The organism is Pseudoalteromonas sp. S4492, from assembly GCF_005886115.1.
Lineage (GTDB): Bacteria > Pseudomonadota > Gammaproteobacteria > Enterobacterales > Alteromonadaceae > Pseudoalteromonas > Pseudoalteromonas gelatinilytica.
In genome coordinates this window covers 1-13720 of record NZ_PNCP01000065.1, presented here as the reverse complement: position 1 = coordinate 13720, position 13720 = coordinate 1, and the positions used below count along the sequence as shown (strand labels likewise).

Below are 13720 nucleotides of genomic sequence, written 5' to 3'. Positions count from 1 at the left end.
CTAACTTTCCCCTTTCTAACTCCATAGCTCATACCTATTTCGTATTCGCTACCCAATCTATAGACATTTGTAATCAATTAGCGATAATAAAAAACTCGATGTTTTTATGCGCTAAGCTCACATATGCTTATTACCTTACCCATTGCCGAACTTGTACCAGGGATGTTTGTTGACAGTGTCAGTAAGCAACATGAGCATGTAAATAGTATTAAGATCAAAACACGTGGTTTAGTGCGTGATAAAACGATTATTCAGCGCCTGATCTCTGAAGGGGTTGAAGAGCTACTCATCGACTTTACTCAAAGCGATGTTGCACTCCCTAAAAAATACCAGCCAAAACCCGAACCAGCTAAACCGAAAGTTGAACAAAAGCCTGCAGCTAATGAAGAGCCGCAAGGGGTCACGGTTCAACAAGAGTTTTTAAAAGCCAGTGTGCATTACGAACAGCATAGCCGAAAACTACAAGGCTTCTATTCAGACATTACATCAGGTTTAAAGATAAATATGTCGGTGCTCGATGATATCGCTGTTGATATAGTGGGCTCGGTATTTCGTAACCATAACGCATTAACTATTTTAACTCGCCTCAAAGATAAGCATATCTACAATTGGCGTCATATGATTAACACCGCTATTTTGGTGAGTGTGTTTGCTAAGTACTTAGGTTACAACGAAAAAACAATTAAAGAACTGGCAATGGGTGCCTTGATGCACGATATTGGCCAGGCGAAAATGCCACAAGGTGTATTGTCTAAACCAAGCGCTTTAAACGACAACGAAATGCAAGTTGTTAAAAAGCATGTGGCGCAGAGTTTGGGCTTAGTGAAAGGTGAAAAGGGCATTACGCCGTTAATGCTCGATATGATTGTGAATCACCATGAGCGTTTAGATGGTACAGGCTACCCACGTGGTATTGCGGCTGAAAAGTTGAGCCGTGCAGCACGTATTATGGCAATCGTTGATGTGTATGATGCCATGACGGCAGATAGACCCCATCAAATGGGTGAAGAGCCAATCTCAGCGCTGCGTTATTTGCTCGCTAATAAACACATGTTCGATTCTGAATTGGTGCAACGCTTTATTAAGTGCCTAGGTGTGCACCCGGTTGGAACTATTGTGAAATTAAACAATGAGCGTTTGGCATTAGTGATGGAAGGTAACCATGAAAACCCAATCAAGCCGAAAATAAAGATCTTCTATAATGCCAAGCATAAGCATCATATTACTGCCAAAGACGTCGATTTAAGCGCAGAAAAAGAGCTAAAAATTATTGCCAGTATTAAGCCTCTAGATTATCAACTCAATTTGGCTCGTTTGTTAAAAGAGCATCTGCTTGTTTAGACTTAATGCAGCGTTTTTTGGCGTTGCGCTTTGCTGATATAAATGCACCACTAAAGCAACTCGTCATTAATACCAACCACAATAACGTGCCTTTTTCGACATGCAACGCCACGCAACATAATAACAGCGACAACACCGCACTTAGCATAGCGCCTAACCAATAATGATTCACTGGATTATCGCAATCACCCGCTTTAGTACAGGCACAGTAGTTTGCTTTACAAAAATAATGAACACTCACACCGCATAACATCAGTGCCGCAATAATCAATGCGATTCCCATACTCACACTCAACAGAAAAACCTTTATTTTTAGTCTAAAGGGACAAGAAATAGATGTCAATGCAAATGATAATTACTACTGTTTGTTGTTTTTGTAATCAGAGATCTGATGAGTTTTAATAAGTTGTTATCTTGTTGTTAAAATGCGGGTTTTTTACCTATTTCTAACGAAAAATTACAGTTTTTTGATCTTAATTAAGGTAATGTTCGAAAGTTTGTAATCATTAGAATAAAACATCTAATACCAACATACAGCGCTAATCTTTTATGCTTAACTAATAGGTTGCCCTCATTGTTGGATTAGTTTTCGCACAAGTTTGCAAGAGGACACAGATTTATGAAGTTCACTAAAACACTAATTGCAGCATCACTTGCTGTTGTTTCTGCTGACAGCTTTGCTGCAGCTTTCCAATTAGCAGAGCAAAACGTATCAGGTTTAGGTCGTGCATACGCTGGTGAAGCAGCCGTTGCTGATGACGCGTCTGTTGTTGCTCGTAACCCTGCACTTATGTCTTTATTCAAAGACAAGCAAATCTCAGTAGCAGGTATTGCTGTCATTCCAGATGTAAGCTTAAAAGGTGAAAGTGCTGCATACAGCTTAGATGAAAGCTCTATCGATGACGATAGCATTGCGCCATCTGCATTTATTCCTGCAGGTTACTTCACTATGCCTTTAAACGACAAAGTGTCTTTAGGCTTTGGTGCTTTTTCAAACTTTGGTCTTTCAACTGAGTTTAAAGATGACTATGCGGCAGGCTCTATCGCGGGTGAAACTGAAATCGTAACAGTTAACATGAATGCAAGCGCGTCATACAAAATCAACGAACAGTTCAGCCTAGGTCTTGGCTTAAACTATGTTTATGCTGATGCGAAAGTTGTTCGTAATGCAGGTGCAAACCCTCTAGGTTTACCAGCTAACACGCAAATTGCTCACCTTGAAGGTGACGATTACGGCTTTGGTTGGAACATTGGTGCAATGTATCAGTTAGACGAAAACAACCGTTTTGGTTTTAACTACCGCAGCGAAACAGATATCGACTTTGAAGGCGAGTATTCAAACCAACTTCCAGCTGCTTTTGGCGGTCTAGCGGGTACTAAAGTACCAGGTGAGTTAAAATTAACCTTACCAGCCATTGCAGAATTCTCTGGTTCACACCAAATCGATAAGAAGCTAGGCGTACACTACAGCATCTTATGGACTGGTTGGGACAGCTTCCAAAAATTAGAAGCCTACGTACCAGGTGTTGAATCTCCTGTATTCTCTAAAGAAGAGAACTTCTCTGATTCAATGCGTTACTCTATCGGTACTGACTACCAGTACAGCGATGCACTTTTACTTCGTGCAGGTATTGCATACGATGAGTCGCCAGCAGACCAATCGCACCTTTCAATCTCTATCCCTGATACAGATCGTTTCTGGTTCTCGTTTGGTGGTAACTACGCATTCAGCGAAAACTCAAATGTTGACTTAGGTGTAAGCATCCTTCGTGGTAAAACACAAAACTTCTCTGAAAAAGACAGTCTAGCTGCTTCTTTAGGCCAAGATGTTTCATGGGAATTTGAATCAAAAGGTCACGCAGTTCTAGTTGGTGCTCAGTACAACTACAAATTTTAATACCAATTCGTTTAATCCCTCAAAATGATTAAGTATTATTGCGGGTTGGTATAATTGTGACGCGACGTAAAGTCGCTGTTACAGAGCATTAAAAAGCCGCACTATAACAATGTTATAGTGCGGCTTTTTTGTAAGCGCTATAAAACTTATAGCGCTATATATGCTGTTATAGACTTTCGATTTTCGCTTTTTGCGCTAACAGTTTGTCTTTCGCATCGGTAAATTCAGCCAGTTTAGCATGCTCTTTAGCAAGTACAGCTTCTGGTGCGTTATTTACGAACTTCTCGTTAGCTAACTTGTTTTGAACCTGTGCTAAGCCTTTTTCTGCTTTCTCAAGCTGCTTCGCGATACGAGCTAATTCAGCTTCAACATCGATTAGGCCAGCCATTGGGATCATGATCTCAAGGTTACCAACATACGATGTTGCACACGCTGGTGCATCGTCTTTATTATCAAGAAGGGTGAACTCTTCAAGCTTAGCAAGCGACGCTAAGAATGCTTCGTTATCCGTTAAGCGGCGTTTGTCTTCGTCAGACGCATTAGCAAGCAATACAGATAATGGTTTGCTTGGGCTGATATCCATTTCACCACGAATGTTACGAATAGCAAGAATGAATTGTTTAACCCATTCTAGGTCGTCCATCGCTTGGCTATCAACATTAGCTTCATTGTATACAGGGAAACCTTGAACCATGATGCTAGTGCCCGCAGTTTCGATACCTGCAAGTGGCGCAACACGTTGCCAAATCGTTTCTGTGATGTATGGCATTAACGGGTGCATTAAGCGAAGTAGGCTTTCTAATACCGTGATTAAGGTGTGACGAGTACCACGTTGCTGTGCTTCGTTACCTTTAAACAATACTGGTTTAGTCAGTTCTAGGTACCAGTCACAGAATTGGTTCCAAGTGAACTCATAAATGGTGTTTGCTGCTAGGTCAAAACGGTAGTTTTCTAGATGCTCAGTATAGGTTTTAACCGTTGCTTCAAATTGGCCTAAAATCCAACGATCAGCGAGTGAGTACTGTTTTTCAGCATCTGTAGCAAAGCCACAATCTTGCTCTTCTGTGTTCATTAATACGTAACGGCTTGCGTTCCATAGTTTGTTACAGAAGTTACGGTAGCCTTCAAGGCGGTTCATATCCCAGTTGATATCACGACCCGTAGAAGCCATTGCTGCAAGGGTGAAACGCAGTGCGTCTGTACCGTGTGCTTCAATCCCGTTTTCGAATGTTTTACGGGTGTTCTTCTCAATCTTCTTCGCTAGTTGTGGCTGCATCATGTTACCAGTGCGCTTTTCAACTAGGCTTTCAAGGTCGATACCGTCAATCATGTCGATAGGATCAAGTACGTTACCTTTCGATTTAGACATCTTATCGCCGTTTTCATCACGGATAAGGCCAGTGACATAAACGGTTTTAAATGGTACTTGTGGCTTGCCGTCTTCATCTTTGATGAAGTGCATGGTCATCATGATCATACGAGCAACCCAGAAGAAGATGATGTCGAAACCTGTTACCAATACGTCAGACGGGTGGAAGGTTTTTAAATCGTCTGTGTTTGCAGGCCAGCCTTGCGTTGAGAAAGTCCAAAGCGCAGATGAGAACCACGTATCTAAAACGTCTTCGTCTTGCTTAAGTGCAACATCATCAGCAAGGTTGTTATCGCGGCGTACTTCAGCTTCGTCACGACCAACGTATACGTTACCTTCGTTGTCGTACCAAGCAGGGATGCGGTGACCCCACCAAAGTTGACGTGAAATACACCAGTCTTGTACGTCGTTCATCCACGAGAAGTACATGTTCTCGTATTGTTGAGGTACGAACTTAATGTCGCCATTCTTAACTGCTTCTTTTGCAGGCTCTGCAAGCGGTGCTACGCGAACGTACCACTGATCAGTAAGAAGAGGCTCAATCACTACGCCAGAACGGTCACCGTAAGGGACTGTTAAGCTGTGATCTTCAATTTTTTCTAATAGGCCAAGTTCTTCAAATTCGCTCACAATCGCTTTACGTGCATCAAAGCGGTCAAGGCCGTGTAGGCGCTCAGGGATTGGCGCATCTAATTCAAGCTCTTTACCGTCGAATGTGTAGCTTTCGCCTTCGCTTAATACCGCAGCATCTTTGTTGAAGATGTTGATCATAGGAAGCTGGTGACGTTTACCTACTTCGTTATCGTTAAAGTCGTGGGCAGGCGTGATTTTCACACAACCTGTGCCTTTTTCCATGTCTGCATGCTCGTCGGCAACAATTGGAATACGACGGTTTACGATAGGCAGTAAAATGTCTTTACCGATCAGGTCTTGGTAACGCTCATCATCAGGGTTAACCGCAACACCTGTATCACCTAGCATTGTTTCAGGACGTGTTGTGGCAACAACGATATAGTCTTTGCCGTCTTGTGTTTTTACGCCATCAGCAAGTGGGTAACGCAAGTTCCACATGTGACCTTGTTTGTCTTTGTTTTCAACTTCAAGATCAGAAATAGCCGTGTGAAGTTTAGGGTCCCAGTTAACTAGACGCTTACCACGGTAAATTAAATCTTCTTTGTGAAGACGTACGAATACTTCTTTAACCGCTTCAGAAAGACCTTCGTCCATAGTGAAACGCTCACGGTCCCAATCCACAGAAGCACCTAAACGACGTAATTGTTTAGTGATCGTGCCGCCAGAGTGGTTTTTCCACTCCCAGATTTTTTCGATAAATGCTTCACGGCCAAGGTCGTGACGTGTTTTACCTTCTTCAGCAGCAAGCTTACGCTCAACAAGCATTTGTGTTGCGATACCCGCGTGGTCAGTACCTACTTGCCATAATGTGTTGTTGCCTTGCATACGCTTTAAACGCGTTAGCGTATCCATAATGGTATCTTGGAACGCGTGGCCCATGTGTAAGCTACCCGTGACGTTTGGTGGCGGGATCATAATTGAGTATGCGTCACCTTGACCAGACGGTTTAAAGTAGCCATTTTCTTCCCAGCCTTGGTATAAAGACTGTTCAATATCTTGCGGATTATAGGTTTTATCCATTACACAGAACCTTAAATAAATGCTTAAATGTCAATTTCTTGCGTTGCAATATGGGCGCCCAGTTGGCGAAGCTTTTTAAACCGCTCACGGGCGGCTTGCTTAGCATTTGGCTCAACGGGTACGAAATCATAAACCTGCTGAAAACGGCGGATAAAATCCGGAAGTTGTTCAGCTAAGTTGATTAATATTTTTCTGTTGCCGACAGGCGGAGTCATACCAATTTCAACCGGTGCGCCACCTTTAGGGCCTTCACCTTGTAAGTTGTGAGGTACAAAACTATCTGGTTCAAATGACCAAATGATGTCGTCGATTGTGTGGGCCGTGTCGGTGTTATCGGCGTAAATAAATACGCGATGACCTAGACGATACTGATCCGCAGCAATTTTAGCTGCCAGATCGAAAACTGCTCCAGCCGATTGGTGGGCATTATCATCTTGTTTTAGAACGTAAAATTGTGCGTTCATGCTCATTGTGACAAACGTCCCCACAGATACACAGATCAAAGCAGGGATTTTGACATAGAACGAGACTTGCTTCAATTAATAAGGCGCCATTTGGCGCCTTATTTAGGGTTAGTTTTAAGCTTGCAATAAGGCTTAATCGTGACTTGCTTCGCTTACACCCGCGCGGTTCAGTAAATACTGAGTCAACATAGGGACCGGACGACCCGTTGCACCTTTGTTTTTACCGCCGCTGCGCCATGCTGTACCTGCGATATCTAAATGCGCCCAGTTATATTTTTTGGTGAATTTAGATAAGAAGCATGCCGCTGTAATCGTACCTGCAGCACGGCCACCTAAGTTGGTGAAATCTGCGAATGGGCTTTCAAGTTGCTCTTGATAGTCATCCCACAGTGGTAGTTGCCAAGCACGGTCGCCACTTTGCTCAGACGCTTTTAGTAGGTCATGGGCAAGCGGGTTGTGGTTTGAAAGTAAACCAGTGGCATGTGAACCCAGCGCGATAATACATGCGCCAGTCAGTGTTGCTACGTCGACAACAGTATCTGGTTCAAAGCGCTCAACATAAGTGAGTGCGTCACACAGTACTAAACGGCCTTCAGCATCGGTATTTAACACTTCAACTGTTTGACCCGACATAGTGGTTAAAATATCACCAGGGCGATAAGCGTTTGAGCCAGGCATGTTCTCACAACCCGCTAAAACACCGACAACGTTAATCGGTAATTGCATTTGCACTAAAGCGCGCATCGTACCAATAACACCCGCTGCACCACCCATGTCGTATTTCATTTCATCCATGGCTTCGCCAGGCTTAATTGAAATACCACCTGAGTCAAAGGTTAAGCCTTTACCCACTAACACGATTGGCGCTTGGTCTTTGTCGCCACCTTGATAGTTGATCACCGACATAACCGATTCATTCGCGCTGCCACGACCAACTGCTAGGTATGAATTCATGCCCAGCTCAGCCATTTTTTCTTCGCCAATAATCTCAACGCTAACGTTCTCAAAATTTTCAGCAAGCTCTTGTGCTTGTTCACCTAAATATGCCGGGTTACAGATATTTGGCGGCATGTTGGCAACGTCTTTACATAATTTGCTACCCGCAGCGATTGCTAAGCCATGCTCAATTGCGCTTTCGCCAATGGTTAACTCGCGGCGCGTTGGTACGTTGAAAACAATTTTACGTAGTGGACGGCGAGGGTCGCTCTTTTTGCTTTTCAGTTGGTTGAAGGTGTACAAGCAATCTTGTGTTGTTTCAACTGCTTGACGCACTTTCCAATAGGTGTCGCGGCTTTTAACGTGCTGCTCAGTTAAAAAGCATACCGCTTCCATCGAACCGGTTTCGTTTAGCGTGTTAATCGTTTTTGAGATGATTTGTTTATATTGTTTGTCATCAAGCTCACGCTCTTTACCACAACCTACTAGTAGTACACGCTCGCTCAGCACATTAGGCACATGATGCAATAGCAATACTTGGCCTGGTTTACCTTCAAGGTCACCGCGGCGTAGCAAGTTAGAAATATAACCGTCACTGATCTTATCTAATTGTTCACCAATGGGGGATAAACGACGTGGCTCATAAACGCCTACTACAATACATGCGCTACGTTGCTTTTCTGGACTACCACTTTTTACGCTAAATTCCATTGTTACTCCTGATATTGAGTCATATAACCTTAGTTAATAAGGGTAAGAAATTCTTTTACGAGTCCTTTCTTACATTTTTTAGTTTAATAGCACTAATCTTAGTACATAAACTATGACTCTATTTATGTGTTTTTGAACTTTATCTTAATGTGACTATCAATATCACATAATAGACGCCATCTGCACCATTTATGCAAGATTATATGTTCTTGCTAGGTATGATATTTAACTGTGATGGCATATAATAAAGTGAGTAAAATAACTAGTTTACTCAAAATTCCTTACTATTCCAGTGAAACTCGATGTTTAACAGGGGCGAGCATTGCTAATTTTTCGTTATTTGACCACTGAAGTTCTCAAGTCGCAGGTCGCCGTATTTTTAACTTTGATGACTATTTTTGTGTCTCAAAAGTTTGTTGTTATTTTAGGAGACGCCTCTGAAGGGGGTCTTCCTGCTAAACTTGTGCTCTCGATGATTGCACTAAAACTTCCTCAGCTGGCTTCCCTTATCTTACCTTTGAGTATCTTCTTAGGGATTATTCTGGCGTACAGTCGCATTTATGCCGACAGCGAAATGACCGTATTCAGAGCTTGCGGTGTCAGTGAATGGTATGTGGTTCGGGTAACCCTTATCTCAAGCACTGCGATGGCTGTTTTAGCTGGGACGCTGACACTTTACATCGCGCCATGGGCCAGTGAACAAGAATATCAATTAAAAGAGCAAGCCAAAGCTGATGCTGGCTTATCGGCATTACGTGCCGGGCGTTTCCAACAAACCGGTAACGAAAAAGCTGTGGTCTTTATTCACAATATTGAAAATGGCGGCAAAGAGTTACACAAGGTATTTGTTGCTCAGCTACCCGATCGTGAAAAAGGTGACTTAGCACGTTTGGTGTATGCAGAACGTGGTGTGGTGATTGAGCAAGAAAGCGGTGAACAGCAACTTGTTCTTAACGATGGTAAGCGCTACGAAACAGATGGCGAGTCTGCTGCGTTAAACTTAACAGAATTCGATGGTTACAGTGTGCAAATTCAAGATCAAGAAATTGAACACCAGCGCCGTAAGTTAGAAGCCATTCCAACGCTTGATTTATTCAAAATGAAAACCTCTGAAGCCATTGCACAGTGGCAATGGCGTCTTGCTATTCCGCTGTCAATTCCATTGTTAACTTTACTAGCAGTACCTTTGAGTGTGGTGAATCCACGCCAAGGTAAATTTGCTAAATTAGTGCCTGCAATCAGCTTGTATTTAGGGTATTTCATATTACTCAATGCCGCTAAATTTGCAGTTGAAGATGGCAAAATACCTCCTTCAATTGGTTTATGGTGGATCCATTTGTCAGCTTTATTTATTGGTGGATTCTTGATTATTAAAGGTCGTCCGCTCGGCGCATGGTTAAAAGCAGTTGTGACTAAGCGGGAGTTAAACGCATGATGAAAACACTCGACTGGTATTTAGGTCGCAGCATAATTCAAACCACCGGTTTTGCTTTAATGGTACTGGTAGGTATTAGTACCCTAATTAAGTTTATTGAGCAGTTAAAATCGGTTGGCCGTGGTAGTTATGATATTGCTACTGCGCTTATTTACACTCTATATAGCATGCCGGGTGATTTAGTTATCTTCTTCCCAATGGCAGCCTTGATTGGTGGCTTAACAGGCTTAGGTGCATTGGCATCAAACAGTGAGCTGGTAGTCATGCAAGCGGCGGGTATGTCACGTTTACAAATTATTGCATCAGTAATGAAAACCGCGATGTTTATGGCGATTTGTATGATGGCGCTTGGTGAATGGGGCGCCCCAGAAGCACAGCTCAAGGCAAAAGAGATCCGTAACCAAGCAATTAATGGTGGGGATATTTTTAATGCCAAGCGCGGTGTGTGGGCTAAAGATGGCAGTAATTTCATTAATATTGAAGATGTCGACCAGCAGGGCACTTTACGCGGTGTTCACATGTATCACTTTGATAAATCGTTGCAACTTACTCAAATTACGAAAGCAAAAGAAGCCGTAAACCGTAAAGATGGTTGGTTGTTGCGTGATGTAAACAAAGTAATGATCACGCCAGAGCAAATTAGTACAGAGCAGCAAAAAGAAGAGTTTTACGACTCGCAACTGACCGCCGAGAAACTCGGGGTGGTGTCGGTTAAGCCGGAAGCACTGTCGTTTACTGGGCTTTGGTCATATTTAAGTTACTTAAAACAGAATGAGCAAGATACTAGCACCTATGAATTAGCGCTTTGGCGCAAAATAATGCAACCGGTGTCTGTGGCTGTGATGTTGCTTGTTGCTTTATCGTTTATATTCGGCCCGCTTCGCACCGTGACGATGGGGGCACGTATTATAATGGGTGTAATAACCGGTATTACTTTCCACTTAACCAATGAGATTTTCGGTCCTGTGGTGATGGTTTATCAAATTCCAGCAGTGGTTGGTGCCGTGTTACCAAGCCTGTTGTTTATTGGTTTTGCAACTTATCTCTTAAATAAACGAGTGTAGTACTTGTGTAAAATGCACAAAAAAAGCGTGGTTTGTAGCCACGCTTTTTTTGTGCCTGATGTGTTGCTTAATCACTTAATCAAGTGAGCGATAAATACGTTTATTTTCTTCTTTGGTGAGGGTGATCACTTCAGTTTTTGCGATGTAATCTTGCAATGCGCGCTTATTTTTAAAATCGACCAACACCACTAAATTACCTAAACCTAATAGCGCAGTAATGGCTCTAAGTGCACCTTGTTGCCAGCTAATTAATTGACCATCGAGGGTTTGCACCTTTAAACGCCATGCCCGCATACCAATTGTTTGGCCGCTCTTAGCCCAAAAATAGCTAAAGAAACTAATACTCACTATCACCAATAGCGCACTACGGATGCCATACAATAATGGTGAATTTTGAATGAAAGCAGATACATCTTCAGCGTCACCAATGCTTAGTAACTCTAAAGAAATTAGCCCTTGAACAGCTAATAAATAGAGTACGGTTGTCAGCATCGCAAAAGCAATGATAACCAAGGTATCGTAAATTAAAGAGGCAAAGCGGCGCCAAAAACCGGCACGTGGAAACTCAGCTGACATAAACAATCTCATCCAATTAAATTGCGCAGTAGTTTAGCAAAGTCCTGAGCAAACAAGAAATAGTTAGCGGTTGTTTAGTAAGTCGACAAACAGGTCTGACCTGCTATAGTTGAGAAAATAATAAAAATGAGCACACAGTTATGGCCGTTTCTCAAAGCGAAACTCATCAGGTATTTAATCAACCCAAACCACTTGAAAACTACAATGCCTATGAGACCGACACGGTACTTCAATATTGGCAAAATCGTTTTGCTGGGCAATGGGGAACTGCGCATTTAACGGCGTTTGGGGAGCAAGTGGGAGGTGTATTACTGCAAGCTGGGTTCTTAGCAAACAAACACTTACCCGAATTAACCACTCACAGCCGATTTGGCGAACGCATAGACCAAGTTGATTATCACCCAAGTTACCATCAGCTAATGCAGCATGCGATAGAGCAAGGGCACTGCGCATTGCCTTGGCAGCAACAAAAAGCCGGTAGCCATGTTGTAAGAGCGGTAATGGCGGTGCTGCACAATCATGCTGATCCGGGCTCCGGCTGCCCATTAACCATGACCTTTGCCAGTGTGCCTGCCATTGCGAGTCAAGAAAATGTAGCGGCTATGTGGCTACCTAAAATACTGGCAAATCATTACGATTCAGATAATAAGCCTTGGACCGAGAAAAAAGGTGTCACCATAGGTATGGCGATGACCGAAAAACAAGGCGGCTCCGATGTTCGTGCTAATACCACCAAAGCCGATGCCGTCAATGAGAGGGGGGCAGGGCAATTATATGCTTTAACTGGGCATAAATGGTTTTGCTCAGCACCTATGAGCGACGCATTTTTAGTCCTCGCTAATACCGATGAAAAGCAATTATCTTGCTTTTTAGTGCCGCGCTGGCTCGAAACTGGCGAGAAAAATGCCATGTATATTCAGCGCTTAAAAAGTAAATTAGGTAATCAATCAAATGCGAGTTCTGAAATTGAATTTAGAGGCGCGCATGGCTGGTTACTCGGCGAGCCGGGGCGAGGCATTGCCACTATTATTCAAATGGTTGCTCTAACTCGTTATGACTGCATGTTGGGTTCAAGCTCGCTGATGTTACAAGCAGTAAAAGAGGCAATTTGGCATACCGCTGGGCGTAGTGTGTTTGGTAAAAACTTACATCAACAGCCACTCATGCTCAATGTATTGGCAGATTTAGCTATCGAAGCAGAGGCTGCACTAGCCATTTCAATGCGTATTGCCAACGCCCTTGATAACCAAGATGATAGCAATGAAGTGGCATTAATACGTAGCGCCACAGCAATCGGTAAATATTGGATCTGTAAGCGTGCAGTGCAGCATACTTATGAGGCTATGGAATGTATTGGTGGTGTGGGTTATGTACAAGACAACATTACCAGCCGACTGTATAAAGAAGCGCCGGTAAACTCTATTTGGGAAGGCTCTGGTAATGTGCAATGCCTCGACCTTCTACGCGTGTTTAGCCGTGAACCTGAATCACTTGAGGTGCTTATCAATGAACTTGAAAAAGCGCGCAGTTTGCATCCTGATTTTGCGATAAAACTCGATGAACTAAAAGAGATGCTCACAGATACTGCAAACCTTGAAATGCATGCTCGGCGCATAATTGAAAGGCTGGCACAGCTTTGGCAAGCAGCAACACTATTACAATTTGGCGAGCCACTTATTGCCGATGCGTTTGTAAAAAGTCGTTTAAGTGGTGCAGGGTTTAGTCAGTACGGCTGCCTGAGTCATGATATCGATTGTCAGGCGATTGTTTCGCGAATGATGCCAAAACTCTAAAGTTAACAACTTGTTTAATTATTGTGCGGTTGAGCAGTGGCGCCGCACAAAACGCTTGCCGCCTTACCCATTCTTTGTATAATGCTTGGCATAGAGACAAAAGCAGTTAAAAAAGCTTCTTGCTCTAAAGTGGTTTTTCTTTATCTTCTCGTGTTTAGAAGGTTAAAGAAAAATGAAGCCAGTATGATGGAATTGGTAGACATGACGGATTCAAAATCCGTTGCCTTCGGGCGTGGCGGTTCAAGTCCGCCTACTGGTACCACTTTTGAACCCTAGCCAATTGGTTAGGGTTTTTTTATGCCTGAAAAAGTTGTTTGCGGACTTGAGCGCCACGCGAGGCGTGGCACTGAAGCAAGTAAAAGTCCGCCTACTGGTACCACTTTTGAACCCTAGCCAATTGGTTAGGGTTTTTTTTATGCCTGAAAAAGCTATCAGCCATCAGCTATCAGTTTTTAGCCGATTGATCTGACCCCGATAAAGT

10 protein-coding genes and 1 tRNA gene are annotated in these 13720 nt (G+C 43.1%); 6 read left to right on the top strand and 5 right to left on the bottom strand.

Going from position 1 to position 13720, the window contains the following annotated elements; translation table 11 throughout:
- Positions 1-123 precede the first annotated feature (123 nt).
- Positions 124-1341, top strand: a complete 1218-nt coding sequence (locus tag CWC28_RS19225; RefSeq protein WP_063702132.1) for a cyclic di-GMP phosphodiesterase — start codon at positions 124-126, stop codon at positions 1339-1341.
- On the opposite strand, the gene CWC28_RS19220 is transcribed toward CWC28_RS19225, so the two are convergent.
- The gene (locus tag CWC28_RS19220; RefSeq protein ID WP_063702134.1) at positions 1301-1624 is read right to left on the bottom strand and encodes a hypothetical protein; all 324 of its coding nucleotides are present in this window, start codon (positions 1622-1624) and stop codon (positions 1301-1303) included. The genes CWC28_RS19225 and CWC28_RS19220 overlap by 41 nt on opposite strands.
- Positions 1625-1960: 336 nt before the next feature.
- Between CWC28_RS19220 and CWC28_RS19215 the strand changes: the two genes are divergently transcribed.
- The gene (locus tag CWC28_RS19215) at positions 1961-3238 is read left to right on the top strand and encodes an outer membrane protein transport protein (RefSeq protein WP_063702136.1); all 1278 of its coding nucleotides are present in this window, start codon (positions 1961-1963) and stop codon (positions 3236-3238) included.
- Between the two features lie 166 nt (positions 3239-3404).
- On the opposite strand, the gene CWC28_RS19210 is transcribed toward CWC28_RS19215, so the two are convergent.
- The 3 genes from CWC28_RS19210 to pepA form a co-directional block, all read right to left on the bottom strand.
- Positions 3405-6260, bottom strand: coding sequence for a valine--tRNA ligase (locus tag CWC28_RS19210; protein ID WP_063702138.1), 2856 nt, complete (start codon positions 6258-6260; stop codon positions 3405-3407).
- Between the two features lie 23 nt (positions 6261-6283).
- Positions 6284-6730, bottom strand: coding sequence for a DNA polymerase III subunit chi (locus tag CWC28_RS19205; RefSeq protein ID WP_063702141.1), 447 nt, complete (start codon positions 6728-6730; stop codon positions 6284-6286).
- A 126-nt stretch (positions 6731-6856) separates the two neighbouring features.
- On the bottom strand, positions 6857-8371 hold the full coding sequence (pepA, locus tag CWC28_RS19200) for a leucyl aminopeptidase (RefSeq protein WP_063702143.1): 1515 nt from the start codon (positions 8369-8371) through the stop codon (positions 6857-6859).
- A gap of 322 nt (positions 8372-8693) precedes the next feature.
- Here pepA and lptF point away from each other — a divergent pair, with 322 nt between their 5' ends.
- Complete coding sequence (lptF, locus tag CWC28_RS19195; RefSeq protein WP_063702144.1) at positions 8694-9806, top strand: LPS export ABC transporter permease LptF; 1113 nt, start codon at positions 8694-8696, stop codon at positions 9804-9806.
- Complete coding sequence (gene lptG / locus CWC28_RS19190; RefSeq protein ID WP_105174541.1) at positions 9803-10870, top strand: LPS export ABC transporter permease LptG; 1068 nt, start codon at positions 9803-9805, stop codon at positions 10868-10870. The genes lptF and lptG overlap by 4 nt, the downstream gene beginning before the upstream one ends.
- Before the next feature lie 75 nt (positions 10871-10945).
- On the opposite strand, the gene CWC28_RS19185 is transcribed toward lptG, so the two are convergent.
- A complete protein-coding gene (locus tag CWC28_RS19185) occupies positions 10946-11446 on the bottom strand; it encodes an RDD family protein (RefSeq protein ID WP_063702146.1) in 501 nt (166 codons plus the stop codon).
- A 140-nt stretch (positions 11447-11586) separates the two neighbouring features.
- Here CWC28_RS19185 and CWC28_RS19180 point away from each other — a divergent pair, with 140 nt between their 5' ends.
- Positions 11587-13239, top strand: coding sequence for an acyl-CoA dehydrogenase family protein (locus CWC28_RS19180; protein ID WP_063702148.1), 1653 nt, complete (start codon positions 11587-11589; stop codon positions 13237-13239).
- Positions 13240-13416: 177 nt separating this feature from the next.
- A tRNA-Leu gene (locus tag CWC28_RS19175) sits at positions 13417-13501 on the top strand.
- Positions 13502-13720 lie beyond the last annotated feature (219 nt).